Annotated in this window: 21 protein-coding genes and 2 pseudogenes; 9 read left to right on the forward strand and 14 right to left on the reverse strand. The window is 62.7% G+C overall.

What is annotated here, in order from left to right; all coding sequences use genetic code 11:
* The first annotated feature begins 39 nt into the window (after nucleotides 1–39).
* From BM403_RS25935 to BM403_RS25945, 3 genes are read left to right on the forward strand one after another with little or no spacing between them, the layout of a single operon-like run.
* Nucleotides 40–861 carry a molybdenum cofactor biosynthesis F family protein gene (locus BM403_RS25935; protein ID WP_043205393.1) on the forward strand — a complete coding sequence of 274 codons (822 nt, stop codon included), beginning with the start codon at nucleotides 40–42 and terminating at the stop codon, nucleotides 859–861.
* Entirely contained in the window at nucleotides 854–1,654 is an 801-nt protein-coding gene (locus tag BM403_RS25940; RefSeq protein WP_046036106.1) for an SDR family NAD(P)-dependent oxidoreductase, read from the forward strand. The genes BM403_RS25935 and BM403_RS25940 overlap by 8 nt, the downstream gene beginning before the upstream one ends.
* Nucleotides 1,647–2,417: an SDR family oxidoreductase gene (locus tag BM403_RS25945; protein ID WP_064053530.1), complete on the forward strand. Its 771-nt coding sequence runs from the start codon at nucleotides 1,647–1,649 to the stop codon at nucleotides 2,415–2,417. Before BM403_RS25940 ends, BM403_RS25945 begins: the two co-directional genes overlap by 8 nt.
* 622 nt (nucleotides 2,418–3,039) lie before the next feature.
* Here BM403_RS25945 and BM403_RS25950 read toward each other — a convergent pair.
* The 4 genes from BM403_RS25950 to BM403_RS25965 all read right to left on the reverse strand — a co-directional run bounded on the left by BM403_RS25950 (nucleotide 3,040) and on the right by BM403_RS25965 (nucleotide 6,782).
* Nucleotides 3,040–3,624: a TetR/AcrR family transcriptional regulator gene (locus tag BM403_RS25950; RefSeq protein ID WP_012724446.1), complete on the reverse strand. Its 585-nt coding sequence runs from the start codon at nucleotides 3,622–3,624 to the stop codon at nucleotides 3,040–3,042.
* Between the two features lie 14 nt (nucleotides 3,625–3,638).
* Nucleotides 3,639–4,601, reverse strand: a complete 963-nt coding sequence (gene feaR, locus BM403_RS25955; protein WP_012724447.1) for a transcriptional regulator FeaR — start codon at nucleotides 4,599–4,601, stop codon at nucleotides 3,639–3,641.
* Between the two features lie 116 nt (nucleotides 4,602–4,717).
* Nucleotides 4,718–5,338 carry a DUF3156 family protein gene (locus tag BM403_RS25960; protein ID WP_093545734.1) on the reverse strand — a complete coding sequence of 207 codons (621 nt, stop codon included), beginning with the start codon at nucleotides 5,336–5,338 and terminating at the stop codon, nucleotides 4,718–4,720.
* On the reverse strand, nucleotides 5,283–6,782 hold the full coding sequence (locus tag BM403_RS25965; protein WP_012724449.1) for an APC family permease: 1,500 nt from the start codon (nucleotides 6,780–6,782) through the stop codon (nucleotides 5,283–5,285). The genes BM403_RS25960 and BM403_RS25965 overlap by 56 nt, the downstream gene beginning before the upstream one ends.
* Before the next feature lie 302 nt (nucleotides 6,783–7,084).
* On the opposite strand from BM403_RS25965, the gene BM403_RS25970 reads away from it, so the two are divergent.
* Complete coding sequence (locus BM403_RS25970; RefSeq protein ID WP_093545737.1) at nucleotides 7,085–8,413, forward strand: alginate export family protein; 1,329 nt, start codon at nucleotides 7,085–7,087, stop codon at nucleotides 8,411–8,413.
* 126 nt (nucleotides 8,414–8,539) lie between these two features.
* On the opposite strand, the pseudogene BM403_RS32295 reads toward BM403_RS25970, so the two are convergent.
* The 3 genes and pseudogenes from BM403_RS32295 to BM403_RS25985 form a co-directional block, all read right to left on the reverse strand.
* A pseudogene (locus BM403_RS32295) lies at nucleotides 8,540–8,611 on the reverse strand (methyl-accepting chemotaxis protein); the annotation flags it as partial.
* A gap of 138 nt (nucleotides 8,612–8,749) precedes the next feature.
* Entirely contained in the window at nucleotides 8,750–9,679 is a 930-nt protein-coding gene (locus BM403_RS25980) for a p-hydroxyphenylacetate 3-hydroxylase reductase component (RefSeq protein WP_093545740.1), read from the reverse strand.
* Nucleotides 9,680–9,736: 57 nt separating this feature from the next.
* Complete coding sequence (locus tag BM403_RS25985; RefSeq protein WP_093545743.1) at nucleotides 9,737–10,906, reverse strand: p-hydroxyphenylacetate 3-hydroxylase oxygenase component; 1,170 nt, start codon at nucleotides 10,904–10,906, stop codon at nucleotides 9,737–9,739.
* A 262-nt stretch (nucleotides 10,907–11,168) separates the two neighbouring features.
* On the opposite strand from BM403_RS25985, the gene BM403_RS25995 reads away from it, so the two are divergent.
* On the forward strand, nucleotides 11,169–12,656 hold the full coding sequence (locus BM403_RS25995) for an aldehyde dehydrogenase family protein (protein ID WP_093545746.1): 1,488 nt from the start codon (nucleotides 11,169–11,171) through the stop codon (nucleotides 12,654–12,656).
* Between the two features lie 99 nt (nucleotides 12,657–12,755).
* Nucleotides 12,756–13,064, forward strand: a pseudogene (locus BM403_RS26000) (MerR family transcriptional regulator); the annotation flags it as partial.
* 13 nt (nucleotides 13,065–13,077) lie between these two features.
* On the opposite strand, the gene BM403_RS26005 reads toward BM403_RS26000, so the two are convergent.
* Nucleotides 13,078–14,121 carry an NAD-dependent epimerase/dehydratase family protein gene (locus BM403_RS26005; protein ID WP_012724454.1) on the reverse strand — a complete coding sequence of 348 codons (1,044 nt, stop codon included), beginning with the start codon at nucleotides 14,119–14,121 and terminating at the stop codon, nucleotides 13,078–13,080.
* Nucleotides 14,122–14,355: 234 nt separating this feature from the next.
* On the opposite strand from BM403_RS26005, the gene BM403_RS26010 reads away from it, so the two are divergent.
* The gene (locus tag BM403_RS26010; protein ID WP_093545749.1) at nucleotides 14,356–15,417 is read left to right on the forward strand and encodes an aromatic ring-hydroxylating oxygenase subunit alpha; all 1,062 of its coding nucleotides are present in this window, start codon (nucleotides 14,356–14,358) and stop codon (nucleotides 15,415–15,417) included.
* Nucleotides 15,418–15,446: 29 nt separating this feature from the next.
* Nucleotides 15,447–16,397 (forward strand): PDR/VanB family oxidoreductase, encoded by a 951-nt coding sequence (locus tag BM403_RS26015; RefSeq protein WP_093545752.1) that lies wholly within the window; start codon nucleotides 15,447–15,449, stop codon nucleotides 16,395–16,397.
* A 6-nt stretch (nucleotides 16,398–16,403) separates the two neighbouring features.
* Here BM403_RS26015 and BM403_RS26020 read toward each other — a convergent pair whose 3' ends face one another.
* The 6 genes from BM403_RS26020 to BM403_RS26045 form a co-directional block, all read right to left on the reverse strand.
* A complete protein-coding gene (locus tag BM403_RS26020) occupies nucleotides 16,404–17,117 on the reverse strand; it encodes a GntR family transcriptional regulator (RefSeq protein WP_046036116.1) in 714 nt (237 codons plus the stop codon).
* 75 nt (nucleotides 17,118–17,192) lie between these two features.
* Nucleotides 17,193–18,935 carry an acyl-CoA dehydrogenase gene (locus BM403_RS26025; RefSeq protein WP_093545755.1) on the reverse strand — a complete coding sequence of 581 codons (1,743 nt, stop codon included), beginning with the start codon at nucleotides 18,933–18,935 and terminating at the stop codon, nucleotides 17,193–17,195.
* Between the two features lie 29 nt (nucleotides 18,936–18,964).
* Entirely contained in the window at nucleotides 18,965–20,206 is a 1,242-nt protein-coding gene (locus BM403_RS26030; protein WP_093545758.1) for a thiolase family protein, read from the reverse strand.
* Entirely contained in the window at nucleotides 20,203–22,077 is a 1,875-nt protein-coding gene (locus BM403_RS26035) for a feruloyl-CoA synthase (protein WP_093545856.1), read from the reverse strand. Before BM403_RS26035 ends, BM403_RS26030 begins: the two co-directional genes overlap by 4 nt.
* Nucleotides 22,078–22,140: 63 nt before the next feature.
* Nucleotides 22,141–23,589 carry an aldehyde dehydrogenase gene (locus BM403_RS26040; RefSeq protein ID WP_093545761.1) on the reverse strand — a complete coding sequence of 483 codons (1,449 nt, stop codon included), beginning with the start codon at nucleotides 23,587–23,589 and terminating at the stop codon, nucleotides 22,141–22,143.
* Between the two features lie 76 nt (nucleotides 23,590–23,665).
* Entirely contained in the window at nucleotides 23,666–24,496 is an 831-nt protein-coding gene (locus BM403_RS26045; protein ID WP_010567568.1) for a p-hydroxycinnamoyl CoA hydratase/lyase, read from the reverse strand.
* A 212-nt stretch (nucleotides 24,497–24,708) separates the two neighbouring features.
* On the opposite strand from BM403_RS26045, the gene BM403_RS26050 reads away from it, so the two are divergent.
* On the forward strand, nucleotides 24,709–25,197 hold the full coding sequence (locus BM403_RS26050) for a MarR family winged helix-turn-helix transcriptional regulator (RefSeq protein WP_012724462.1): 489 nt from the start codon (nucleotides 24,709–24,711) through the stop codon (nucleotides 25,195–25,197).
* Nucleotides 25,198–25,201: the final 4 nt, after the last annotated feature.

Raw genomic sequence — 25,201 nt, forward strand, 5'->3', positions numbered from 1 at the left:
ATGATCCGGGATGTCCATTCCATCAACCGGAGCCATGCCATGACCACCCAATCCGACTGGATCACCGTAGGCGCCCTCGCCGACGGTTTCGCGCCCGACGCGTTTATCCTGCCCAACCTTGCCGACCTCAACGGCAAGACCTTCCACCTGCACTTCGCCAACGGTTGGCAGATCGAGCATCGCTTTGACACCGAGGCGTTGCACTGGCATGCCGCCGACGGTCACTCCAGCGGGTCGGCCGCATACCGCGCCACCTCGGTACGCCCGGGCCTGTACTTGGTCGACTTCATCAAGCACGAGGCCGGTCAGGCCTGGTCGATCAGCCTGGTGCTGGACACCACCACGTCGTCCTTTACCGCCGTGATCGGCCGCATGCCCAAGCGCGAACAAACCGAGGAAGGCCTTTACAGCCGTGCCCTGGCCGGCAAGGCCCTGACCTCGGTGGACGTGGACTTCCTGCATGGCAGCCTGGACCAACCCTGGCAGCCCGGCCAATGCCCCCACGCGCCCACTCAGGAACTGACCGGCTTGCGCAACCTGTATCGCTACAGCCCCAGCGAAGTCTACGAACACATCTACCTGAACGATCAGTTCTATGCCTGGCAATGCCTCAAGGGTGTGGAACAAGGCTTGTGCGACACCGACCGCTGTCACTACTACAAGATTGCCGATCAGTTGTACCTGTTCGTCTGGCGCGAAAAGATCATCCCCACCCTCGGTCTGGTCCTGATCGACCTGCAACAGCACCGCAGCGACGGCAAGATCTTCGGCTATGCCGGCGCGGCCTTCGATGAGCTGTCGAACTTTCCGGTCAGCTCCTACTGCCAAGTGCTCAACCGCACGGAGTATCCCGATGCCTGATCCACGTACCGTTGTGATCACCGGGGCCGGCACGGGCATCGGTGCCGCCTGCGCCCGGCTCTACGCCGCCGAGGGCGCCAACCTGGTGCTGATCGGCCGGCGCCGCGAGCCTCTGGAGCAGGTGGCCGGGGACACCGGCGGCCTGGTCCTGGTCGGCGACGCAGCCTGTCCGGACAGCTGGGAAGGCTTCGTCGCACAGATCCGTGAGCGCTACGGCCGCCTCGATGTGCTGCTAGCCTGCGCCGGTGGGCATGGTGTGGGCAGCGCCACCCAGACCAGCCCCCCCACCTGGGAGGCGGCCTTACGCAGCAACCTGGACAGTGCGTTCTACAGCGCCCGCGCCTGCCTGCCGCTGCTGATCGAATGCGCCGGCACTATCGTGTTGCTCGGCTCCATCGCCTCCCTGGCCGCCGGTCCCGAAGTGTGCGGCTACACCACCGCCAAGCACGCGTTGCTCGGGCTTAATCGCTCCCTGGCGCGGGATTACGGCCCACGCGGCGTGCGCGTGAACGCGGTGTGCCCAGGCTGGGTCACTACGCCGATGGCCGACGAAGAAATGCAACCGCTGATGAGCTTTTATGGGGACACACTGCCGCAAGCCTATGCCCGCGTATGCGCCGACGTACCGTTACGACGCCCCGCCAGCGCCGAAGAAATCGCCAAGGTCTGTCGCTTCCTGGCCAGCCGCGATGCCTCGATCATCACCGGGGCCAGCGTGGTCGCCGACGGCGGTTCGAGCATCGTCGATGTGCCGACACTGGCCTATGCCCACATGGAGCGCGCACATGCCTGACGACTTGAATTTCAGCGGCAAAACCGTGCTGGTCACTGGTGGCGCGCAGGGCATCGGCCGGGCCATCGTCGAGGCGTTTGCTGTGCGCGGCGCGCGCGTGATGATTGCCGACCTTCAGCTGGCGCAAGCCCAGGCGCTGGCCGACGACCTGACGGCGCGAGCGTGCCAGGTCGCGGCCATCGAGGTTGACCTGGCCGATGCGGCGGCGGTACTCGAATGGGTGAAGGGAATCGAACGCAGCTGGGGCCGCCTGGATATCCTGGTGCACAACGCCGGCTACTTTCCGTTGACGCCATTCGCACAGATCACCCCGGCCATTCTTGAGCGCACGTTGGCGGTCAACCTCTCAGCCCTGTTCTGGTTGACCCAGGCCGCCTTGCCCATGTTTCAACGCCAGGGCGGCGGCTGTGTGCTGGTTACGTCGTCGGTCACCGGACCACGGGTAGCCTACCCAGGGCTCAGCCACTACGCGGCGTCAAAGGCCGGGGTGAACGGTTTTATCCGCAATGCGGCGCTGGAGCTGGCCGCCTACCAGGTGCGCGTCAACGGCGTGGAGCCCGGGATGATTGCCACGCCGGCCATGGATAACCTGGGCGACAACCAGGTCAATGCCGACATCGCCACCCGCGTGCCCCTGGGACGGCTCGGTGCTCCGGAAGATATTGCCGGGGCCATGTTGTTCCTGGCGTCCGACCTGGCGGCCTACATCACCGGGCAGACCATCGTGGTAGATGGCGGGTCGACTTTGCCTGAGGTGAAGTGACCTCTATCGGGCTGTAAACCGGATCAACTGTGGGAGGGGACTTGCCCTAATGCCAGTCAGTTAAGGGCAAACACTGTACCTGTGGCGAGGGAGCTTGCTCCCGTTGGACTGCGCAGCAGTCCCAGTCTTTTGAAACAAAGAGCTGGGGCCGCTTCGCGGCCCAACGGGAGCAAGCTCCCTCGCCACAGGTTATTTTTTACCCTTTCTACGCCTTAACTGACTGGCATTAGGGCTTGCCCTCGATGGCAGTGGGTCAATCACCGGATGCACCCACTGACACGCCCTCATCGGGAGCAAGCACCCTCCCACCTGTTGATAGCGGTGTATCAGCTGAATAACGCTCGGCCCTTTCAAGCATCGACAGTAATGGTCTGCATCACCCGGCAGACCCGTCTGGTGGATGGCGGGCTGTAAACCGGATCAACTGTGGGACGAGGCTTGCCCTAATGCCAGTCAATTAAGGGCAAACACTGTACCTGTGGCGAGGGAGCTTGCTCCCGTTGGACTGCGCAGCAGTCCCGGTTTTTTCGAGCAAAGAGCTGGGGCCGCTTCGCGGCCCGGCGGGAGCAAGCTCCCTCCCACATTTTGATCGGGGTGTATCCGCTGAAGAACTGTCCCCCCATTAGAGCATCGACAGTGAATCACTCAACACCCGCGACAAGGCCGCAAGCCGTTTGACGTAACCCTGGGGCGTCGAGTAGATCAGCTCCACATGCAGGCTGTCGACGATACCCAGGTAGGCGTCGCAAAACACCTCAAGCGCCTCGGGTTGCACTGTGCTGTACCGACCTTGCGCTGCACGCTGAAAGTCATCGCGAATGCGCGCCAGGTAACCCTCGAATCCTGCGGTGATGACGCCGCGAATGTCCGTCGGCGGAAAGTACGCCGTGCGCAACAGGAAGCGCAGGTGCGCCGACCCTTCATAACGCCCGCTCAACCGTTCAAGGTGCAACTGCCCCGGCACGCCGGTGTATCCGGCTTCCTCCTTGAAGCATTGCGCGATGTACGAGTGCTCATGGGCCAAGGCAATCTCGAAGACCTTCTGAAACAGCGCATCCTTGCTGACAAAGTGCGCATACAGCGACGCCTTGCGCATGCCGGCCCTCTCTGCGATTGCGCTCAGCGAGGAGGCGTCGTAGCCGTGATCGGCAAAGTGTTCGACCGCCACGGTACAAATGTTATGGGCCGACAGGGTGAGCGGTTTCATTGATCGATGCGAACCTACGCCGCCCCGACCGTTTGCTGCAGGTGGGTAGACCGAAAGTCCTTGGGCGACAGGTCGAATTGCTTCTTGAACGAGCGGCTGAAGTGCGCGGAATCGGTGAAGCCCCATTTGTAGGCGATCGAGGTGATCGACTCACGTTTGAGGAAGGGGTTGGTCAGATCATCCGCGCTGCGTTTTAGCCGGGCACGCTGGATGTAGCGGCAGACGCTGTCGTCCTGCTCTTCAAACAAACGGTACAAATGCCGCACCGAGATGTTCAAACGATTGGCCAGGCCCACCGGGCTCAAGCCGGGCTGGGTCAGCGATTCGTCGATGACTTTCTGTACGTAGCTGCGCAGGTTACTGCCCTGCAACGACGCCGCGCAGTCGCCCGGCGCGTCGTGCAATTCAAAGGCTGACCCGAGCAAGGAGACAAACGCCGCTTGCAGTGCCTCGGCCTCTTCAATCGAGTCCTGCCCCTCCAGGCCTTCTCGGCACAGTTGGTCCATCAACACATGGAGCATGCGGCCGCAGGCTTTGGTCGAAGAGATCTTGCCGAAGGTTTTCGGTGCACCACCCAGTTGCTTGCACACTTCGTGGCGTGAGAGTGCCAAGGACGCATGTTCGATAAGGCCGAACGGGCTGATCTCGATCGAGCCCGTGGAGTCCATCAGCAACATATCGCCGGGGGCCAACTGGATGACCTGGTCGTTCTGGGTGATCTGGCAATAGCCGCTGCGCTGACTGACGAGGAAACAATGTTGGTCCATATCGTGATCGGCGTTGGGTCGCTCGCGCTTGATCAGCCCGGCATTGGTCCGCAGGTTGGCCAGTGACAGGCCGCCCCGGGAGTGCTTGGACACTTCACCGATGAACAGCGAACGGTTGAAGGCCAGTTCCGTGTCGAAATGGCCGCAGGCCGCTCGCAGGTCCCGAGTCCAGGTTTCCAACCCATAGTGCGCAGACTGATAAGTGCTCATGGCATCTCCACAATGGCTTCTTGTTTTTGTTGGCCAATAGTTAACATGTTATCTATATGGGCGCAACAAGTCCGTGATAGCGACTGTGGAAGCACTAATGATGCCAAGTATCCCGATCAGACGGCGCCCAATACCCGCTGCAAGCCCGCCAAAACAGTCAACAACCCTGCCCGTTGAGCGTCACTCAAAGGAATGTAGCGACGAAACACCGGCATGCGGTTGACCACCTCGCTGCCGCCGATGTGTTCCAGCCGCACCTGCCATTGATGCCCGCTCAACGCGATGTGCAGGCGCTTGAAGTCGAGCCCCATCAGCGCTTGATGCAGGCTGAGGTCGTCGTTCAAAGCCGCCTCGAGCCTGGCGAGTAAAGCCGGCTCTCCCGAGCGTTGCCGACACGCCAGCCCCGTGCGTCGAATCGACCCGCGGTGGTGCAGCTCAAAGCGCGCACTGCCCTGCTCTGTGGCGGGCACCGTAAGCATGAATTCGGTCATGACCAGGTGCATCAGCAGTTGCGATTCGGTGCGTTCGGCAACGTCCACTTGCAGGCCGGTATCGTCCAAGCGAAACGCTGCACGGGCAGGCCCGGTCGAGGCGAAACTCGCCAGCCCGAGGTTACGCCTAACATATTCAAGCGTGACCCCCGGCCGGTAACCGGCCGGCGCCCGTTGGGCACTGAACAGCTCAGACAGCTTTTGCAGCCTGCTCGAGATAAGCGTTGTGAACGTTACCAGGCTCATGAGAAAACTCCTTGGCCAGCACTTCTTCGACCGAAGCGGGCTTGAATGGATTGACCTTCTGCACCACCAATGTCCAGAACAACGCGTAGGCCGCCGTGATCCCGAGCATTACCCCGAAAGGCACATAAATATCCGCCGGGTTCATGCCCGGCGGGGTGATGAACCACATGCCCAGCAAGATGCCGACGCTGGAAAGAATCTGCGGCAACGGGAACAACGGCGACCGATAAGCCCGTGGCAGGTCAGGACGACGAATACGCAGGATAACCACCGACAGCGTCACCAGCAGGTAGGAAAAACTCCACGCACACACGGCGGCCAGCACCAGGTGCATGATGTTGTCGGTGTTGCCGCCGAGCCACAGCGCATACAGGCACGGAATCAGCATCGCCACCAGGATGCACAACAGCGGCGTCTTGAAGCGCGGATGCAAGTAAGTGAACACCTTGGGCAGCGCGCCATCCACCGCCATGCCGTAGAGAATCCGTGGCACGCCCGCCATCAGCGTGTTGATGGTGGCGGCGCCGGCGAACAGAAAGCCAAGGCCCAGCCACAACGGGCCAATATCCCCCATGACCTGCTCGGCAAAGCGTGGAATCGCCATGGGCGTGTCCAACAAGTGCACGCCGGTGGCGGCATCCAGCAGTACGTTTTCCACCTGGCGCTTCATCGCGGCGCCGTAGATGAACATGCAGGTGGCCACGCTCAACAAGCCGAAAATCATCGCCTTGGGCATCACCTTGGCCGAATTGCGCAGGTCCGGCGCCAGCGGCGTGACGAACTCGCAGCCGACGAACATGAACATCGCCATGCCCACCAGCGACAGAATGGTGATCAGGTCGGTGCCCACCAGCGACACGCCGAACCAACCCTCGAGCTGCACCGCCGGCGCCGCGATCAGGCCCATCACGCCAAACACCATCAGCGTGGTCCACATGCCGAAGGTCAGGATGATCTCGGCCCTGCCAAAGGCGCTGACGCCAAAGGCATTCAGAATGCCGAATACCACCACAAACCCCACCCCCAGCAACCACGAACCGCCGGCAGACTCCGCCAGGGTGTTGAGGTGCTCGAAGTTCACCAGGGCCATGACCCCGGACAGAATCGTCTCCGCCGTCCCGGCAAACACATGCACGATCAGGTACGCCGACAAGGTGCCGGTAATGGCAAAGAAACGGCCCATGCCGCAGTTGATGTAGTCGTAGACCGAGCCGGTGGTCGGCAGGATTGAGGCGGCTTCGGCAAAGGTGGTCGCCTGGGCCAGCATCATCACCACCGCGATCAGCATGGCCACCGCGAACGCGCTGCCGCCGATGCCGAAGCCCATGGTCGCGGTGAGAATCACCGGGCTGGCCATGATCAGGCCGATGGTGCTGGCCAGCGCGGTCGGAAAACCGACGCTGCCCCGTTTCAAATGCTGTGTGAGCCGGTCATTGATCGACATGGTACGGATCCTCGAAAGCGGATTTCTGAGTGGATGCATCGAGCCGTACAAGGAGCCGGCGATAAAGCCCTCCCCAGCCAGTCCCTGATCGAAACGGCATCGTGCGCAAAATCACTGTGCGCCTCACACGCGCTGATCGTCTTGCCCATGTCTGCCGTCGCTTTTGCAGCTGCCTGCCAAGGCCTATGGCTTGGCGGGCAGGATCAATTACGTGGCACGCAGGTGAAAGACTTCCCCCGCTGCGGATCATCTTAATGCGTCCTCGACCTATTGGCTGTCCAACCACGCTGGGGAACGTAACAATGGAGCACACACAAAAAACACGCAGGTTGTCCAAGGCCGTCGGCCTGGGTATCGCACTGTTGGTCGGCCACTCTTCGGCCCAGGCCTATGCGCTGTATGCCGACGATGACACACACCTGAACGCGGACTTCCTGGCCGTATACGGGATGTTCAACAGCCGTCACAACTACGATGGCACGCCGGGCGGCTCGACCTGGCGCGAAGGGTTCATCAAGTATGGGTTGAGCGGCGATCAGGGCCTGTCCGGTAACGGCACCGCATACGGCGCGCTCAATTGGGTCAGCTCCGGCACCTGGGGCGACGGCGACGCGGCGGGCAACACCGATGGCAGCGAGCGCACGACCAAAATCGAAGACGCCTACCTGGGGTGGCGCTCGGCTGACCTGTTTCCGGCGCTGGGCAAGGACGGTGTGGACTTTTCCCTCGGCCGCCAAGTGGTCAAGATCGGACGAGGGTTCCTGATCAACGACGACGGCCCCAACCTGGGCAACGGCCCGGCGGACGGTGCGTTGAATCGCGGTGGCGCCTACTACCTCGCAGCACGTCACGCGTTCGACCGCACCGCCGTGTTGCGCCTGGGTGGGCAAGAGGGGCTGCACGGCTCGGTGCTGTGGCTCAAGTCGGATAACCGTGCCCAGGCTGAAACCGAGCTGGCGGCGGGCACCCTCGACTACACGGGTGCCGCCGGTACGCTGGGGTTGACCTGGGTTCATGGCATAAGCGTCACCGACCAGTGGGCCAGCGATTTCCAGAAACAGCGCGAGGGCCTGAACACTTACAGCCTGCGCGGCGAAGGCAGCGCGGGCATCGACAACGCCAGCTTCGCTTTCGAATACGCCTGGCAAGACAAGGATGCAGGGCCGCAAAAAGCCTGGTACGCCGAAGCCGGCTACACCTTCGCCGATGTCGGCTGGGCGCCGAAGTTGACCTACCGCTACACACGCTACTCACAAAAATGGGACCCGCTGTTCACCGGACTCAGCACCGGTTACGGCACCTGGTTCCAGGGCGAAGTGGCCTCCAATTATGCCGGCCCGTTCAACAGCAACACCGGTGTGCATCACGTTGGTTTCAAGGCGACACCGCTGGAGAACCTGACGGTCGGCGCGTTGTACTTCGACTTCACTACCTTGCGCAAAAACGATGCATTGAACCTGGATGCCCGTGAGCTGGACCTGTACGCCGAGTGGGCAGTCAACAGCCACCTGATCATCAGCCCGCTGGTGGGTATTTATCAACCCAAGAAGGATGCCGACACCGGGGGTAACCAGGTGGGCGGCAATGGCACCAACCTCTATAGCCAACTGACCGTGGCCGTGCCTTTCTGAAGGCCTTCAGGAGCTGCGCGATGCAGCTCCACAGGTTCAGGGTTCATCTTCCAGGTGGTCAGCAGTGGCTGATCAGTTGCTTCAATACCGTCTTGAAGGTTTCGATCTGGTCCTGGCTGAACTCGGCGCTACCACCGAAAACCCGCGCCCGACCTCGCCGACCCTGGCCGCTTCAATAGCGGCGTTCAAGGTCAGCAGAACAGGTACAAAAAGTCATCGGTGGCGAGGGAGCTTGCTCCCGTTGGACTGCGTAGCAGTCTCATGGTTTGGGGCCGCTTCGCGGTCCAGCGGGAGCAAGCTCCCTCGCCACAGGTTCAGGGTTCATCTTCCTGGTGGTCAGCAGTGGCTGATCAGTTGCTTCAATACCGTCTTGAAGGTTTCGATCTGGTCCTGGCTGAACTCGGCGAATACTTTCTCCTGTTGCTCACGGGCGATGGCCCAGAGGTCTTCGGTCTGTTCGATACCGGCCGACGTCAAATAGACGCCGTCGTCGTCGGCCACCAGCCCTTTGCGCTTGAGGTTGGCCACGGCGTCCTCGATTTCCCGCACCGGCATCGCCACTTCCCGCAACAATTCACTGGCACTCAGCCGTGCGTCGTTCTCCAGCACCATCAGCATCCGCGCCTCGTTGGTGCGCAGGCCGGTGGACAATTGCCGGGGCTGATAGCTGGACTGGTAGGCGCGTACCGCCTGGGTCATCAGGTAATACAGGTTGTGACTCAAGCGCCCCTGAAAATGACTGCTGGGCGGTTGCCCTTCGTCGCGCTGGGTCATGCGGGTATGGGGCAGGACCATCGAATAAGCGCCCTGATGATAAAGCAGCGGCGCACGGCCGAAATCATCGAAGGCCACGACCTTGCCGATCATGATCCAATGGTCGCCGCCGTCCACCTGCTGGTATTTCTCGCAGTGAAACCGCGCCGAGCAATCGGCGAACACCGGCGCCCCGCCCTGCCCCGACTGGTACTCGATCGCGGCGAACCGGTCGTCCTTGGGCCGGGCAAAATTGTTCGAGAGGTCGATCTGGTCAGCGGCCAGCACGTTGACCGCAAAATGGCTGGCCTGCTCGAACACGCCGTGGCTGCTCGAACGTTTGTCGATACTCCACAACACCAGCGGTGGGTCCAGGGACACCGAGTTGAAACTGTTGGCGGTGACGCCCACCTTGCGGCCAGAGGCATCTGCGGCAGTCACCACGGTCACGCCCGTGGCAAAGTTGCCCAGGGCCCGGCGAAAGGCGCGTGGGTCAAAGGTCGATTCAGACATGCAAGACTCCCGGACTGCGTCAGGCGCAGCCCTGATGGTTGTTATCAAAACGCCGGTTCAGATCATGCTCGGGTCGGGTTCCAGGCCCATCAGCTCGCGGCCGAGGATCTGCGCGCACACGTCGTAGTCGGTGTAGGCATGAGCGCCGGTCATGTGCGAATCGCGGAACAGGCGTTGCATTTCGTTGTGTTCGAACCAGGCATTGCCGCCGGCGGCTTCGAACAGGCGGTCCACCGCCTGGATGCACATCTTAGTAGCGTAAGCCTGGTTGGTGCGCCAGAACGCCAGGGTTTCGCGGCTGGGATAACGCTGCTGCTCACTGTGTTCGGCGTGTTCGTTCCAGGTTTTTTCGAGAAAGGCACGCGCGGCGGCGACCTGGTGAGTCGACTCGGCCAGGCGCATCAACGCCGGGGTGGCGGCACCGACGGCGGCACCGGTGTAGGCACGCACGCGGGTCTTGGTTTTTTCGCGGAACACCTCGAGCATCCGCTCGGCAACACCCAGGCTGACCGTGGAAAAACCACTGGCAAAATAAGGCCGGTAGGGCGAGTAGAAAATCTTGCTGTCGGGGTACAAACCAAAGCCGGCGGACTTGCCTTCCATCATGTCCTTGGCCTTCTGGATGCGGTGTTCGGGCACCCGGACCTTGTCGATGATCAACGTCTTGGTGCCGCTGCCTTTCATGCCTGCCGCAAACCAGTCATCGCGTATCTGATAATCGCTGCGCGGCAGCACCGCGAAGCAGTAATCCTGAGTGCCCTGTGCATTGTTGCGGCGAAACCCCACGATCGCCCACTCAGCGTGATCACAGCCGCTGCTCCAGCCCATTTCGCCGCTGAACAACACCCCGCCGTCGACTTCCTCGGTGCGCCCGAACGGCGCAATGCTGCTACTGGCCGTGGCATTCGGGTCGGTGCCCCAGACCTCCTGCTGCAACTGGGCCGAGAACAGCGCCAATTGATGGCTGTGGGTACACAGCAGGCTCATGGCCCAGGCGGTGCTGGCGCAGGCCCCGGCGAGCAAGGCGATGCAGTCGGCAAACTGTGGCAATGACAACTCCATGCCGCCGAACGCTTTAGGTTGAAAGGCGCGGTGCAGCCCGATGCTTTTGAGCAGTGCGATATTTTCGGCAGGCACCTTGCGGTCCTGCTCGGCCATGAACGCGTTGGCCGCAATGGTCGGCAAGATGGACGTGAGGTCTTCGAGGAGCGGGTTTGGCTTTTTCATGGATGGCCCTGCTTATTATTGGATGTCCAGGCCACTGGTGAAATCGAGAAGTGGCGCCGGATGCAGGGCCAGTATGGTGCGAGCCTGGCTGGCGGAACATGCACCTTCCAGAGTCAAGATTGTACTTTTCATAGCCTTAACGTGGTCAGCCGACCGCAGGCGCTGGCAGCCACAGACATGTCGCTCGGCAGCCACAGTCAAGCCCGGTGCGGTCACTGGGATTACGCTCGAGCTTTGCAATGTCTGCCACCAGGAAACCCCCATGAGCGATATTCCACTGCTGCCCCACGTTGAAGCCTTCCTCAGTCGACCCCATGCGCTGTTCATCGACGGCGGCTACGTCCAGAGTCATTCCAGCCAGACAGTAGAGGTGATCAACCCGGCGACCGGCCAGGTCATCGCCCAAGTCGCCGACGCCGACCCGGTCGATATCGATGCGGCCGTGGCCTCGGCGCGGCGCGGCTTCAAACGGTGGTCACAAGCAGCTCCGGCAACGCGTGGCGCCGTGCTGTTCAAACTCGCCGACCTGCTGGAGCAGCATCGCGAAGAACTGGCGCAGATCGAAACCTGCCAATCGGGCAAGATCATCCAGATTGCCCGAGCCTTCGAAGTCGACCAGGCCGCGCACTTCCTGCGTTACTACGCCGGCTGGGCTACCAAGATCAGCGGCCAGACCATCACCCCGTCACTGCCCTCCTTCGCCGGTGAGCGCTATACCGCTTTCACCCTGCGCGAGCCCGTCGGTGTGGTGGTCGGCATCGTGCCGTGGAATTTCTCGACCATGATTGCCATCTGGAAACTCGCCTCGGCGCTGGTGACCGGTTGCAGCATCATCATCAAACCCAGCGAATTTACACCGCTGACCATCCTGCGCATTGCCGAGCTGGCGATTGAAGCCGGTCTTCCCGCCGGGGCGCTGAACGTCTTGACCGGGGGCGGCTCGGTAGGCAAAGGCCTGATCGAACACCCTGGCACCAACAAAGTGTCGTTTACCGGCTCCGTGCCGACCGGGGTTGCGGTGGGCCAGAGTGCCATCGGCGCTGGCCTGACGCGGGCCACCCTTGAGTTGGGCGGGAAAAACTCGGCCGGGTTCCTGCGCGATGTGGCGCTGGATAAGGCTGTCAGCGGCATCATCGAAGCGGGCTTTCTGCACTCCGGGCAAATCTGCGCGGCGGCCGAACGGTTCTTCGTGCATCGCTCGCAGATCGACGCGGTCATGGCCAAACTGGCGCAGCGCTTGAGCGCGCTGAATATTGGCTCGCCCCTGGATGAGCGCACCGAATTCGGCCCGGTCACTCACCGCCAGCATCAACTCAAACTCGGCGAGTTCTTCGCCAAGGCCCGCGCCGAAAACAACACCATCATTCACGGTGGCCACTTGATCGACCGTCCGGGTTGCTACGTCGAGCCGACGATCATCCTCGCCAACAGCGTCAACGACACCTTGCTCAACGAAGAAACATTCGGCCCCATTGCAACCTTCTTCCCCTACGACACTGAAGACGAACTGCTGGCATTGATGAACAACACGCCCTACGGCTTGAGCGCCAGCCTCTGGACCAACGACCTGGGCAAGGCCCTGCGCATGGTGCCCGCCATCGAGTCCGGCACGGTGTGGGTGAACATGCACACGATGCTGGACCCGGCGGTGCCGTTTGGCGGCAACAAATCCTCGGGCATCGGCCGGGAGTTCGGCAGTGCATTCATTGAGGATTACACCGAGCTGAAGTCGGTGATGATTCGCTACTGAGCCCACCTCGATATTTTTCGACTGGCAAGGGGCAGCGGGTGCAGCTCTGCCGATAAAACACCGCTAAAGTGATTGCTGTCTCACATAAGGAATTGACAGATGTTCATTGGACGACTCGCCAAGCTGACCGGCTGCACGCCGAAAGCCATTCGACTGTACGAGCAACTAGGCCTGATCAACGCGCCGGAACGTGAGGGGCGGTATCGCCTCTACAACGCTCACCACCTGGAAATCGTCCACCTCATACGCAAGGCGCAAGTGGCCGGGTTCAAGCTGGCCGAGATGAACCCGCTGATTGCCGCAAAAAACACGTTGAAATCCTTTCCGCTGGCATTGGCCAACCAGGCCGTCGACGACAAGCGCCGGCAGGTCCAGGACAAAATCACCGAACTGCAGGCGCTTGATCTTCACTTGATTGGACTCAAACGCGAGATGAACTCAATGTTTGCGCCTCGTCCTGACGCGGGTCTTGATAAGGTTGATGCGCCTGTCTGTGCAGATAAGCAAACGCTTGCTTCAACGCCACTTCAGGCGGCCGAGGGTTGAAACCCAATTCGTTTTTCGCCTTGGTGATGGTGTATTCCTGCGCCACGTTGTGAAACAGGCGCACCTGGCTCAAAAGCAACTGAGCGGGCTTGCCACCCCATTGCGCCCGGCGCTCCTGGAGCCAGGCCACGCCCAGCAGTAACCAGCGTGGGGCTGAGACAGGCGGGCGATACCCAGGCGCTTGGGTGTTGGCAGCCTCGATCAAATCGCTGAGCGGCGACGAACGCTCATTGGCGAGGATATAGCGCTGCCCTGGCCGGCCCTTTTCGGCGGCGAGTATCATCCCGTCGGCCACATCGCGAACATCCACGAAGTTGAAACGAAATCCCGGGTCAAAAGGCATCTGCCGCTGCCGAACGGATTGAAGAAACCCCATGGTATCCGTGAGGTAGCCGGCATTGGGGCCGACCATGGCCGAAGGCAATACCGACACCATGCTCAACCCCAACGCCTCCGCACAGTGCCAGGCCGCCTGCTCGGAGAGAATCTTCGATGTGTAGTAGGCGTTTTCGCTTTCCGTATTCCAGTGTGCCTCATCCAGCGCCGTACCATCATGACCGACGGCGGCCACCGAACTGACGTAGACCACACGCCGTACACCTGCCCGTGAAGCAGCTTCCAGCACACGTCGCGCGCCCTGGATATTCGGCTCGACAATCTCGGCCTGCGGGTTGCGCGCCCAGTGCCTGAACACGGCGGCCGATTGAAACAGCACCTCTACGCCCTCCAATGCCTTGTCCAGGGCCGCACTGTCCTGCAACTCGGCATACACCAATTCGCAGTCCAGCCCGGCAAAGGGCGTGTGATTACTGAGGTCACGAACGCCGGCTCGAACCCGATAGCCCTGGCTGATCAGCGCGCGCACTAAATTATTACCCAGGTGGCCGTTGGCCCCCGTCACCAAACATAAACCTTTCACAGCAGCTCCTTTTGTCAGCGCGCCAGCGTGGGCGCTTGAAAAAAGGGTACGAGGTGTCCCATGGGACAGAGTCAAGTCATTCAGTGCTCGGAAGATCAATCCAACTGTGGATCCATTATTTTTAGAATGGCCGATAATCGCCCTATTAATAACCGTAAAAAGATTGACCTACTAACCTTCACGCCATTTAATGGATCCATTAAATAAAAATAATCCATTGCCTGGAGAGTCGTCATGTACCCCAAGAACACGTGGTATGTCGCCTGCACCCCCGATGAAATCGCGCAAAAGCCCCTGGGTCGACAGATCTGCGGCGAAAAAATGGTGTTTTATCGTGGCCAGGAAGGCGCCGTCGTGGCCGTGGAGGACTTCTGCCCCCATCGTGGCGCGCCGCTCTCGCTGGGCTATGTCGACAACGGCAACCTGGTCTGCGGCTATCACGGCCTGGTCATGGGCGGCGACGGCAAGACGGTGGAAATGCCCGGCCAGCGGGTGCGTGGTTTTCCCTGCAACAAGACCTTTGCCGTGGTTGAGCGTTACGGCTTCATCTGGGTGTGGCCCGGCGATCAGAGCCAGGCCGACCCGGCACTGATCCACCACTTGGAATGGGCCGTGAGCGATGAGTGGGCCTATGGCGGCGGGCTGTTTGATATCCAGTGCGATTACCGCCTGATGATCGACAACCTGATGGACCTGACCCACGAAACCTACGTGCATGCCTCCAGCATCGGCCAGAAGGAAATCGACGAAGCGCCGCCCGTCACCACGGTGCAAGACGATGAAGTCGTCACCGCACGGCACATGGAAAACATCATGGCTCCGCCGTTCTGGCGCATGGCTTTACGCGGCAACAACCTTGCCGATGACGTGCCGGTGGACCGCTGGCAGATCTGCCGCTTCACCCCACCCAGCCATGTGCTGATCGAAGTCGGCGTGGCCCATGCCGGCAAGGGTGGCTACAACGCCGCTCCCGAACACAAGGCTGCGAGCATCGTAGTCGACTTCATCACCCCGCAAACCGATACCTCCATCTGGTACTTCTGGGGCATGGCGCGCAACTTCAACCCGCAGGATGAGGCACTGACCGCCAGCATTCGCGAAGGCCAGGGCAAGATTTTCAGCGAAGACCTGGAGATGCTCGAGCGCCAGCAACAGAACCTGCTGGCTCACCCGGAACGCACCCTGCTCAAGCTGAATATCGATGCGGGCGGTGTGCAGTCGCGCAAGATCCTGGAGCGACTGATTGCCAAGGAACGCGCCCTCGAACCGCAACTGATCACGACCACCACCGCCTGAACAACACGATAACTCTGCGAGGACTGAACATGATCGATGTGGTGGTGGTATCCCGTAACACCGAAGCCCAGGACATTTGCAGCTATGAACTGGCCAGTGTCGATGGCCAGCCGCTGCCGACCTTCAGTGCTGGTGCGCACATTGACGTGCACCTGCCCGATGGGGTGATCCGGCAATATTCCCTGTGCAATCACCCCGAAGAACGTCATCGCTACCTGATCGGCGTGCTCAAGGACCCTGCCTCCCGGGGCGGCTCGCGCAGCCTGCACGAGCAGGTTCACGAGGGCACGCGCCTGGCGATCAGCGAACCACGCAACCTGTTCCCCCTGGCCCACGACGCGCGCCGCAGCCTGCTGTTTGCCGGCGGCATCGGCATCACTCCGATCCTGTGCATGGCCGAACGCCTGGCCCACGCGGGTGCCGACTTCGAACTGCATTACTGCGCCCGCTCCAGTGAGCGTGCGGCGTTTGTGCAGAGGCTCAAGGCGTCGCCGTTTGCCGAGCGGGTGTTCCTGCATTTCGATGAGCAGCCGCACACGGCCTTGAATGCTGCCGAGGTGCTGGCGGCGCCCGCAGACGACGTGCACCTGTATGTCTGCGGCCCTGGCGGGTTCATGCAGCATGTGCTCGACAGCGCACGCGCACAGGGCTGGCAGGAAGACTGTCTGCACCGCGAATACTTTAGCGCGACACCGGTGGACAGCAGCCTCGACGGCGGCTTTTCGGTGAAGCTCGGCAGCAGCGGCCAGGTCTTTGAAATCCCCGCCGACAAGACCGTGGTCCAGGTTCTGGAAAGCCATGGCATCGAGATTGCCGTGTCCTGCGAACAGGGGATTTGCGGCACCTGCCTGACCCGTGTGCTCGACGGCATCCCGGAACACCGCGACCTGTTCATGACCGAGCAGGAGCAGGCCCTCAATGACCAGTTCACCCCCTGCTGCTCGCGCTCGAAAACCCCGCTGTTGGTGCTCGATATCTGAGCCCCGTCATGCGCTGGGCAAGATGACCTTCATGCGCGCATCGGCGGTGGCCGAACTGAAGATCTCGGCATAACGCAAGGTGGCATTGGCGTGTTCGCGCATGATGGCTTCGGCCCGAGCGCCCTGGCGATTGACCAGGGCGTCGAACACCGAATGGTGTTGCAGGTGAGCATAGTTGAAGCGCCGGTATTCACGGGCCATGTCGTCGCGATCCACCGCCAACGCGGTGACCGACGCAAACGGCAGGTGATCATTGCGCGCCAGCGCATCGGCGATCGCCGGGTTGTGGCTGCCTTCCACGATCACCTGGTGAAAGCGCATGTTCAGGTCGTGATAAACCTCAAGGTCATCCTCGGTCACGTAACCTTTTTCGAACAGTTGATCGCCCTCCACCAGGCAGCGTTCAAGCACCCTGCGCGCCTCGTCGGACAACCCCCGCTCGGCAGTTTGACGCGCCGCCAAGCCCTCTAGCACGCCACGCACTTCGACCGCGCCGGCAATGTCGCTGGGGCTGACCGAGCGCACCTGATAGCCGCGCCCGCCGAATGGCACCAGCAGCCCTTCCTGCTCGAGGGTACGGAACGCCATGCGCACGGGCATGCGCGACACGCCGAACAGCTGCGCCGTAGGAATCTCCATCAAGCGCTCGCCCGCCGCCAGCTCCCCGCTGGCGATCATCTTGCGCAGTGCAACCAGCACCAATTGACCGGGTTTACTCATCCAGGCAACTTCCAGAACACGTGGGCTGCCATAGTACCGCAAGCGTCTAGTCAGTACCGCAAGCACCTGGCCGCGTCAGATGAACGCCAGCGCTGCCCGTGCCCCGTCTATGGCGCCCAGGTGCTGCGCCAGCCGCGACGGCAGGTAATCGAAAAAAAACCCGGCGCTTTGCAGCTTGGCGGCACGCAAGGGATCATCGTCGGGCAGTGCCCTGGAGACCCGCGCGGCCCGCGCCCAGGCAAAGGCCAGCAACGCGACGCCACAGAGCTGGAGGAAATCCGGTGCCGCCCGATAGGGGTATTCACTGTCCTCGTGCGCGCGTTCACGTATGGCGCTCACCACACGGGCCAACGCGTCGCACAGGCTACCCAACGCACCGCAAAAGCCTGCGCATTCGACAGACTGTCCGCCCTGCCCGGCCTCGGCGCGAAACGCGTCCAGCAGCAGGCCGAAGGCGCGGCCCTCATCCCCCAGCACCTTGCGCAGCAACAGGTCATTGGCCTGGATCTCATTACTGCCCTCGTAAATCATCGCGATACGGCTGTCGCGCAGGGTTTGCTCGATGGCGAACTCGGTGACGTAGCCGTAACCGCCGAACACCTGCAGCGCATGGCTGGCCTGCCGAAAACCCTGTTCGGTGAAAAACGCCTTGATGATGGGCGTCAGCAACGGCGCCAACTGCGCGGCCGACGAGTCCTGGTCATGCTCGGCCTGATCCAGCAGGTGCGCCGCCCAATAGCCGATGGCGCGCATGCCCTCGCTGGTGGTGCGCAGCTCCAGCAACACGCGGCGCATGGCCGGGTGGTAACGGATCGGGTCAGCCGCCTGGGCGACCACCTCTTCCGGCCTTGACGGCGCACGCATCTGCAAGCGTTCGGCGGCGTACTGGCGGGCGTTCTGCCAAGCCGCCTCGACATGCCCCAAGCCTTGCAGGCCGACATGCAGGCGCGCCGAATTCATCATCACAAACATCGCCGCCAGGCCGCGATTAGCCGCGCCGATCAGCCAGCCTTGGGCACCGTCGAATACCAGCGAGCACGTAGCGCTGCCCTTGATGCCCATCTTGTGTTCAATGCCGTCACACCGCACGCCATTGGGCTGGCCATCGTCCAGCTGCTTAGGCACCAGGAACAGCGAAACGCCACGGCTGCCTGGCGGCGCATCGGGCACGCGCGCGAGCACCAGGTGCAGGATGTTGGCCGTGAGGTCGTGCTCGCCACCGGAGATAAATATTTTGCTGCCGCTCAGGCGATAGCTGCCATCCGCCTGGGGCTCGGCGCGGCAGCGCAGCAAGCCGACGTCGCTGCCAGCCTGGGGTTCGGTCAGGCACATGGTGGGCAAGGCCTGGCCGCTGACAATCTCGGGCAAATAGCGCGCCTGCAGCCAGGGGGCGGCGTGGGCCTTGAGGCACAGGTACGCGCCGTGGGCGATGCCGGTGTACATGGCCCAGGCGTGATTGCTGGCGTAGAGCATCTCTTGCAGCGCCGCATCGAGCAGTTGCGGCAAGCCCTGCCCGCCCGCCGCCTCGGCGCACGCCAGCGCGGGCCAGCCACCCTCGACATAGGCGCGATAGGCCTCGACGAAGCCGTCCGGGGTGCTGACCTGGCCCGCCTGCCACCGGCAGCCCTGGCGATCACCCTGGCTGTTCAACGGCGCCAGCACGCCCTGACTGAAGCGCGCCGCCTCTTCCAGCACCTGGAGCGCGAGCGGCAGGTCCAGGGCCTCGAACGCCGGGCTGCGGCGCCACGTGTCGGGTGCCTGCAACCAGTGCTCAAGCACAAACTGCATATCGCGCAAAGGCGCCTCATAGCTCCACATCGGCACACCTCATCGAAGAATCGTGCGCTTCAAGCGCGATAGGCAGGGTTTTCGATCAACAACGCCATGCCCTGCCCGCCGCCCACACACGCGGCGGCAATCCCGTAGCGCAGGTGGTGCTGGCGTAATTGCCGGGCCAGGGTCATGACCAGGCGCAGGCCGGTGGCGGCCAGCGGATGCCCCAGCGCGAGGGCGCCGCCCTGGACGTTGAGCCGGGCGCTGTCCAGTTCCAATTCCTGAGCCACCGCGAGCACCTGGGCGGCCTGGGCTTCGTTGATCTCGAAACGGCCGATGTCGTCCAGGCTCAACCCGCTGCGTTGCAGCAGCAGGCGAATTGCCGGTGCCGGACCGATGCCCATGAACTCCGGGGCCACCCCGACCACTGCGCTGGACAGCAGCCGCGCCAGGGGCGCACGCGTGCAGGCCGAGGCGCGGCCCACCAGGGCGGCCGCCGCGCCATCGACCACCGCGCAACTGTTGCCGGCGGTTTGTACACCGTCGGCATGCACGGCGTGCAGACGCGCCAAGGCCGCCAGGTCGGTGGGCCGTGGGTGGCTGTCGGCGCTGACGGCACTGGCGCGGCGTGCCAGGCTGATCCCTCTGGGCTGATAGCCCTCAAGCGCGAACACCTGGTGATCGACCGTGACGATTTCTTCAGCCCAGGCGCCGTCACGTTGTGCCTGCAAGGCGCGCTGATGGCTGTCGCAGGCGTAGCGGTCCACCGCCTCGCGGCTCAAGCCATAACGGCGCGCGAGGTTGTCGGCCGTGGCGATCATGTCCAGGCCCGGGGCCGGGTCGTACAGCGCTTCCCAGAGAAAATCCTTGAACTGCACTTCGCCGCCGAGACGAAAGCCGCCCCGGTGGGTGTAGGCGGCAATCGGGTTGCGCGACATCGATTCACTGGCCACGCACAGGGCCAGTTGCACCTCGTCACGCAGTTGCTCGGCGGCCTGGCGCAACAGCTCGAAACCGGTGGCGCAGATGCGCTGCACCCCCAGCGCGGGCACCGATTGCGCCACCCCGCTGTACAAGCCGATATGCCGTGGCAGCAAGTAGGCATCGAAGCTAGCCTGGGCCATGGAGCCGGCCAGTACGCTGTCCACCGCCCCAGGCTCCATGCCGGCTCGCGCCAGCACTTCGCGGCCCACCTTGATCCCCAAATCGATGGGCGACACCTGGGACAGCGCGCCGCCAAGGTCGACCCACGGGGTGCGCACCGCCTCGAAAATCGCCGCGTCGGCAAACGCCGAATACTGCCCGGCGCCGCTCAAGGCTTGGGTCCGGCGCGCAGGATGGTCGGGTCTTCACCGCGATACAACGCCTCGACCCTCGCCGCGCGCCATTGCAACACCGCACGCTGGTTGATCGAGCCTTTGTCGGTGATTTCCCCACGGTCGATGGACGCCGGCTCCTCCAGCACGGCAATCCACTCCAGGCGACTGGCATTGCCGGTGGCCTCGCGATTGAGCCGCGCCAACCAGTCACCGAACCACGCGCGCACCGGCGCGCTGGCCAGCACCTCGGCGTCACTGGCGTCGGTGCTCAAGCCCGCCAGCCGGCGACACTCGTAGAGCCTGGGGAACACCAGGGCACCCAGGCATTCGCGGTCCGGCGCGGCAATCACCAGGTCCTGCACATAGGGCGAGCCTTCGAGCACCGCACGATTGCGCAGCGGCCCAACGCTGACAAACACGCCTGAGGAGAGCTTGAAGTCCTCGGCAATGCGTCCATCGAACATCAGCCCCAGTTGCGGTTGCTGCGGGTCGGCGAGCTTGATCGCGTCGCCCGAACAATAGAAACCCAGTTCGTCGAACACCTCGGCGGTCTGCTCGGGCGCCCGCCAGTAACCGGGCATGATGTGCGGCCCGCGAAAGCGTCCTTCGAATTTGCCGTCCAGCGGCACCAGGCGCACCTCGCAGCCGGGTGCGGGTAACCCGATATACCCGGCCATCGACAGCGGCCCGGTGGTAAAGGTGCAGGACGGCGCGGCTTCGGTCATGCCCAGCCCGGCCATCATGCGGATACGTTCACCGCAGTGCCGCTCGGCCACGCGGTCGAGGCGGTCCCAGATACTTTGCGACAGGCCGGCGGCGGCGAAGAAGAACAGTTTCATCCGTGCGAAAAAGCGCTCGCGCAACTCAGCGTCCTGCTCCAGGGCGTTGACCAGTTCTTCCCAGCCCTTGGGCACCGTCAGGTAGGCCGTGGGCGACACGTCCTTGAGGTTGCGCAGGGTCTCGGCAAAGCCCTGGACCGTCGGCTTGCCGTCGTCGAGGTAAAACGTACCGCCGTTGTAGAGCACAATGCCGACGTTGTGGCTGCCGCCGAAGGTGTGGTTCCACGGCAGCCAGTCGACCAGTACCGGCGGTTCCTCACCGAACACCGGAAACGTCTGCAGCAGCATCTGCTGATTGGCGCAGAGCATGCGTTGGGTGGTGACGACCGCTTTGGGCAACTTGGTGGAGCCCGAGGTAAAGAGAAACTTAGCGATGCTGTCGGGGCCGGTGGCCTTGAACGCCGCTTCGGCCTCAGCGCCACCCGGCGTTTGCAGCAGGCTGGCGAAGCTGGCCTGAGTGCGCCCCGGCGCGTGGCCGCGCACGCTGATCAACGGAGTCTCGACCGGCAATACGGCGTCGATTGCGCGTTGGTAAGCAGACGCGTCGCTGACGAACACCAAGCCCGGTTGCAGCAGGTTGCACACATGCCGCAGCTTGGCGAAATCCTGGGACAACAATGAATACGCCGGCGACACCGGGCAGTAAGGGATTCCGGCATACATCGCGCCTAGAGCCACCTGCAGATGCTCGATGTCGTTGCCAGACAGTAATGCCAGCGGTTTGTCCGCCGAGAGGCCGTAACGCAGCAGGCCCTGGGCAATCGCGCGCACGCTGTCGAGCATTTCCCTGTAGCTGACACGACGCCAATCACCACCGGCCTGGCGTGCGGCGATAAATGTTTGCTCGGGCCGCACCTGGGCCCAATGCACCAAACGATCGAGCAAGCGTGCCGGTAATTCACCCAGCGGCTCCAGGGAACGCATGTGCAGCACGCCCTGTTCTTCAGTGACCTGCACCGGCGCGTGGCCGATGGACACCTCGCGGTATCGCGGCGTGGGCTGGGGTTGCGGTCGGAATTCGGAACTCACAAGGATGTCCTCCATCAAGGCAGATCAACGCCGCCTTGTTATTGTTATGTCGCCGCGCCTTGCTCAGATCGGGTAATGCCGCGGCCCGTTCTGCAAGGTGACCCAACGCAATTGCGTAAAGTGTTCAATCGAAGCCTTGCCGCCAAAGCTGCCGTAGCCGCTGGACTTGACCCCGCCAAACGGCATCTGCGCCTCGTCGTGCACGGTCGGGCCGTTGATATGGCAAATGCCCGACTCCACCCGTTGCGCCAGGGCCAGCGCACGCCCGGTGTCGCGGCTGAAGATCGCCGCCGACAGGCCGAACTCGGAGTCGTTGGCCAGGCGCAGCAAGGCTTCGTCTCCGTCACCGCGCAGCAGCACCGCCACCGGGCCGAAGGACTCTTCGCGGTACAAACGCATGTGTTCGGTGACGCCATCGATCAGGGTCGGCTGCAGGATACTGCCGTCCAATTGGCCGCCCACCACCAGCCGTGCACCTTTGGCGAGGGCATCGTCGATCAAGGCCTTGATGCGGGTGCCGGCACGCGCGTCCACCAGCGACCCCAGCACTGAATCCGCCGCCTCGGGGATGCCCGCGCGCAGGGTCGCGACCTTGGCCGCCAGCTTGGCGGTGAACGCATCAGCGACCTTGGCATCGACAATCAAGCGTTCAGTGGACATGCAAATCTGCCCCTGGTTGAAGTAGGCACCAAATGCTGCCGCCGCCACTGCTGCGTCGAGGTCGGCGTCGTCGAGCACCAGCAACGGCGCCTTGCCGCCCAACTCCAGCAGGGCCGGTTTGAGGTGACGCGCCGAGAGTTCGCCGACAATCCGCCCCACGTGGGTCGAACCCGTGAAGTTGACCCGGCGCACGGCCGGGTTGGCGATCAGCCGCTCGACAATCGCGGCGGCATCCTCTGGCGCATTGCTGATCACGTTGACCACGCCATCGCCCAGCCCGGCGTCCTGCAGCACCTGGCCAATCAGGCGGTGCACCGCCGGGCTCAATTCCGAGGCCTTGAGCACCACGGTATTGCCGCAGGCCAGCGGCATGGCGATAGCTCGCGTGGCGAGGATGACCGGGGCATTCCACGGCGCGATGCCCAGCACCACGCCGCAGGGCTGACGCAGGGCCATGGCAAAACTGCCGGGGACATCGGAGGGAATGACGTCGCCGGTGATCTGGGTGGTCATCGACGCGGCTTCGCGGAGCATATTGGCCGCCAGGCGCACGTTGAAGCCGTACCAGTTGGCCATGGCGCCGGTCTCACCGGCAGCAGCGATAAATTCCGCGCTGCGCGCCTGCAATTGCTCGGCCGCCTTGAGCAAACGGGTGCGGCGCTCGTTGGGGGCCAGCGCTGCCCAGGTGGGGAACGCGGCTTGAGCGGCGGCGACGGCGGCGTCGGCATCTTCCAGGGTCGCTGCGGCGACCCGCGAGACGACTTCACCGGTCACCGGGTTGCGGCGCTCGAAGGTTCGACCGTCGCGGGCGGCGCACGACTGGCCGCCGATCAACAGGGGCACGTCCAGCATGGTGATTCCTCTTTCTTGTCTTTATCGGGAATACGTTCAAGCGGGGTACAGCGGCGCGGCCAGGCGGCCGCGCCCTTCAGCGTTTATACGCCTGCAGGCCAGGCTTGATGCTCTTGTCGTCGAGGAACTGTTTCATGCCCTGCTCGCGACCGCCTTCGGTGTCGAGCAGGCGCGACTGATCGAGCTTGGCGTAGAGGTAATCCTCGTTCTGCTCCCAGGTCAGTTCGCGGCAGCGCTTGAAGCCATGCTTGGCCGCGCGCAGCACCACCGGGTTTTTCTCGAGCAGGTTGCGCGCCAGTTCGATGGTCACTTCGCGCAGTTGCGCCAGGGGCACGCTTTCGTTGACCAGGCCCATTTCGGCGGCTTTCTGCCCGCCGAAGGTCTTGCCGGTCATGATGTAGTACAGGGATTGGCGATGGCCCACGGTGTCGGCCATGGCTTTGCTCACCAAGTTGCCCGGCGGGATGCCCCAGTTGATTTCCGAGAGGCCGAAGGTGGCTTCGTCAGCGCAGATCGCCAAGTCGCACGCCACCAGTGGGCTGAAGCCGCCGCCGAAGCACCAGCCATTGACCATGGCAATGGTCGGCTTGGCATACATGCGCAGCAGTTTCCATTGCCATTGCGAGGCTTCGCGGCGAATTTTTTCCTGGAGGATCTCCGGCCCGGCATCCACTTCGCGGAAGTATTCCTTGAGGTCCATGCCGGCCGTCCAGGCTTCGCCGGCACCGGTCAGTACCAGTACGCCGGCGGCAGGATCCTGCTCCAGGGTTTCCAGTACGTCGATCATTTCCCGGTTCAGGGTCGGGCTCATGGCGTTGCGTTTTTCCGGACGGTTGAGGATGACCCAGGCGATGCCTTCCTCGATCTCAACCTTGACTGTGGTCCAACGGCCTTCGTAATTGCTCATGGCGGTACGCTCTTGTTCTGGTGTGAAGATGAGTCGAAATTAAACCGCAAATATAGTTATGTCAATTAACTATTAATCTGGATAACCAATATTTTTCCGGTGTAAAACCTGCGTTTTTCTGGTGTTGTGAAACGTCGGCATAGCCAGGGCTCGCCAACCTCGGCAAACTAGATAGCCTTCTTAACCTCCACCTCTTGAGGATTGCACTGTTAATGGCCAAGCCTTCCAACATCGCCGCCCCCAGCCCGGCCCTGCCCGACAACGAGGAGGTGCGGCCGCCGCTGGATTCAGCCCTGGACGATCTGATCGGTTACGCCATGCGCCGCGCCCAGCTCAAGCTGTTCCAGAACCTGATCGGCCGGCTGTCGGACCACGACCTGCGTCCCGCGCAGTTCTCGGCCCTGGCGATCATCGAGCAGAACCCTGGGCTGATGCAGGCCGACCTGGCCCGTGCCCTGGCGATTGAGCCGCCCCAGGTGGTGCCCCTGCTGAACAAGCTGGAGAGCCGCGCCCTCGCCGTGCGGGTCCGCTGCAAGCCCGACAAACGCTCCTACGGGATCTTCCTCAGCAAGACCGGCGAAACCCTGCTCAAAGCGCTCAAGGAAATCGCCGCCCAGAGCGACCAGGACGCCACGGCCGCCCTGGACAGCCAGGAACGTGAAGAACTGCTGCGCTTGCTCAAGAAGGTCTACCAGGACTGATCGG

Source organism: Pseudomonas sp. OV546, assembly GCF_900116845.1.
GTDB classification, from domain to species: Bacteria; Pseudomonadota; Gammaproteobacteria; order Pseudomonadales; family Pseudomonadaceae; genus Aquipseudomonas; species Aquipseudomonas petroselini.

Excerpts from the sequence above, each read along its gene's own strand:
- BM403_RS25935 (WP_043205393.1), top strand. The coding sequence starts at position 40 with ATGACCACCCAATCCGACTGGATCACCGTAGGCGCCCTCGCCGACGGT.
- BM403_RS25940 (WP_046036106.1), top strand. The coding sequence starts at position 854 with ATGCCTGATCCACGTACCGTTGTGATCACCGGGGCCGGCACGGGCATC.
- BM403_RS25945 (WP_064053530.1), top strand. The coding sequence starts at position 1,647 with ATGCCTGACGACTTGAATTTCAGCGGCAAAACCGTGCTGGTCACTGGT.
- BM403_RS25950 (WP_012724446.1), bottom strand. The coding sequence starts at position 3,624 with ATGAAACCGCTCACCCTGTCGGCCCATAACATTTGTACCGTGGCGGTC.
- feaR (WP_012724447.1), bottom strand. The coding sequence starts at position 4,601 with ATGAGCACTTATCAGTCTGCGCACTATGGGTTGGAAACCTGGACTCGG.
- BM403_RS25960 (WP_093545734.1), bottom strand. The coding sequence starts at position 5,338 with ATGAGCCTGGTAACGTTCACAACGCTTATCTCGAGCAGGCTGCAAAAG.
- BM403_RS25965 (WP_012724449.1), bottom strand. The coding sequence starts at position 6,782 with ATGTCGATCAATGACCGGCTCACACAGCATTTGAAACGGGGCAGCGTC.
- BM403_RS25970 (WP_093545737.1), top strand. The coding sequence starts at position 7,085 with ATGGAGCACACACAAAAAACACGCAGGTTGTCCAAGGCCGTCGGCCTG.
- BM403_RS25980 (WP_093545740.1), bottom strand. The coding sequence starts at position 9,679 with ATGTCTGAATCGACCTTTGACCCACGCGCCTTTCGCCGGGCCCTGGGC.
- BM403_RS25985 (WP_093545743.1), bottom strand. The coding sequence starts at position 10,906 with ATGAAAAAGCCAAACCCGCTCCTCGAAGACCTCACGTCCATCTTGCCG.
- BM403_RS25995 (WP_093545746.1), top strand. The coding sequence starts at position 11,169 with ATGAGCGATATTCCACTGCTGCCCCACGTTGAAGCCTTCCTCAGTCGA.
- BM403_RS26010 (WP_093545749.1), top strand. The coding sequence starts at position 14,356 with ATGTACCCCAAGAACACGTGGTATGTCGCCTGCACCCCCGATGAAATC.
- BM403_RS26015 (WP_093545752.1), top strand. The coding sequence starts at position 15,447 with ATGATCGATGTGGTGGTGGTATCCCGTAACACCGAAGCCCAGGACATT.
- BM403_RS26020 (WP_046036116.1), bottom strand. The coding sequence starts at position 17,117 with ATGAGTAAACCCGGTCAATTGGTGCTGGTTGCACTGCGCAAGATGATC.
- BM403_RS26025 (WP_093545755.1), bottom strand. The coding sequence starts at position 18,935 with ATGTGGAGCTATGAGGCGCCTTTGCGCGATATGCAGTTTGTGCTTGAG.
- BM403_RS26040 (WP_093545761.1), bottom strand. The coding sequence starts at position 23,589 with ATGCTGGACGTGCCCCTGTTGATCGGCGGCCAGTCGTGCGCCGCCCGC.
- BM403_RS26045 (WP_010567568.1), bottom strand. The coding sequence starts at position 24,496 with ATGAGCAATTACGAAGGCCGTTGGACCACAGTCAAGGTTGAGATCGAG.
- BM403_RS26050 (WP_012724462.1), top strand. The coding sequence starts at position 24,709 with ATGGCCAAGCCTTCCAACATCGCCGCCCCCAGCCCGGCCCTGCCCGAC.